Origin of the sequence: Amnimonas aquatica (assembly GCF_002943415.1) — a bacterium.
GTDB classification, from domain to species: domain Bacteria; phylum Pseudomonadota; class Gammaproteobacteria; order Pseudomonadales; family Moraxellaceae; genus Perlucidibaca; species Perlucidibaca aquatica_A.
This window is the reverse complement of the sequence record NZ_PTQZ01000308.1, coordinates 1-1,527: the sequence shown is the minus strand read 5'-3', so window position 1 is coordinate 1,527 and position 1,527 is coordinate 1. Positions and strand designations below refer to the sequence as shown.

Below are 1,527 nucleotides of genomic sequence, written 5' to 3'. Positions count from 1 at the left end.
TGCACGACCTTCTTCACCGTGCAGCGGTCGATGGCGCGCAGTATGCCCTGGCGGTCCTTGTCGCTGATGTCTTCCGGCAGCTCGACCTGGATGCGGAAGATCTGCTTGTAGCGATTCTCCGGGTCGACGATGTTGTTCTGCGACAGGCGGATGTTGTGCGTGGAGATGTTGCGGGTGTTGCAGTACACCTTGACGAAATAGGCCGCGCACAGCGCCGAAGAGGCCAGGAAATAGTCGAACGGACCGGGGGCGGAGCCATCGCCCTTGTAGCGGATCGGCTGGTCGGCAATGACGGTGAAGTCGTCGAACTTGGCCTCGAGACGCAGGTTGTCGAGATAGTTGACCTTGATTTCCATGGAGCACCCGGGCAGGCATGAGACGAAGGGCGCGATGGTCTCACAAAACGGCATGCCACGGCGCGCGCCGGGCCTGATGCCGGCCCGGAAATGCCGGTGCTGTTACATCCAGCCCGCGCGCTTCAGCGTCTTGTGCAGGCGCAGGCAGGCCAGCGCGGTCAGGCCCAGCACCAGCGGGTAGCCGTATTGCCACTGCAGCTCCGGCATGTGTACGAAGTTCATGCCGTAGATGCTGGTCACCAGCGTCGGCAGCGCCAGCAGCGCGGCCCAGCCGGCCAGCTTCTTCACCACCTCGTTCTGCTTCACCGTCACCAGCGACAGGTTGACCTGGATCGCCGCGGTCAGCAGTTCGTTGAGCGCGTCGATGGCCTCGTTGATGCGCGTGCAGTGGTCGGCGATGTCGCGGAAGTAGGGCTGGGTCGATTTGTGCACCAGCTTGTCCATGCCGTGGCTGAGTTCCTGCGCGATGTCCTGCAGCGGCGACGACGCCAGCCGCAGCGTGATCAGCTCGCGCTTGAGCTGGTACAGGCGCTTGATGGTGCCGCGCTTGTACTGCGGCAGGAAGATGTCCGACTCCAGCTGCTGCAGCGTCTGCTTGAAGTCCTCGACGATGGGCACGTAGTTGTCGACGATGAAGTCGATCACCGCGTACAGCGGGTAGCTCGGCCCGTGCGAGAGCTGCTTCGGCCGCGCCTCGACACGCTGGCGCATGCTGGCGTAGGTATGCGACGGCCCGTGGCGGATGGTGATCAGGAAATTGGGGCCGAGGAACAGATGCGTCTCGCCGAACACGATACGGTTGCCTTCGCGTTCCGCGGTGTGCACGACAATGAAGCGGGTGTCCCCGTAGGCCTCGATCTTCGGCCGCTGGTGCGCGCAGAGGGCATCTTCTATGGCGAGTTCGTGCAGGTCGAACTGGCTCTGCAGCAGCGCCAGCATGTCGGCGTCGGGCTCGTGCAGGCCCAGCCACAGGAAGGCCTCGGGGTTGGCGGCCAGGAACTCCCGCGCCTGCTCCGGCTCGACCCGCGCGATGCGCTTGCCGCTGCGGTCGTAGGCGACCGAATTGATGATGGCTGCTGAGTCGGGCATGCGGGTTCCTGCTGGCCGGCGAGGGCCGGGCGCCTGTGCGCGGGCTGGATGGTGCCGGCGGCCCCGTGCGGGGGCTCGCCGT

The 1,527-nt window shown here is 65.2% G+C and carries 2 protein-coding genes; both read right to left on the bottom strand.

The genetic code is table 11. The features are described 5' to 3' along the window. Window positions 1-356 (bottom strand): OsmC family protein (locus C5O18_RS09405; RefSeq protein ID WP_206389844.1); only part of this gene is annotated, 356 nt, incomplete at its 3' end. 102 nt (window positions 357-458) lie between these two features. Further along, a complete protein-coding gene (gene corA / locus C5O18_RS09400) occupies window positions 459-1,445 on the bottom strand; it encodes a magnesium/cobalt transporter CorA (protein ID WP_105193367.1) in 987 nt (328 codons plus the stop codon). Between the last annotated feature and the right edge of the window lie 82 nt (window positions 1,446-1,527).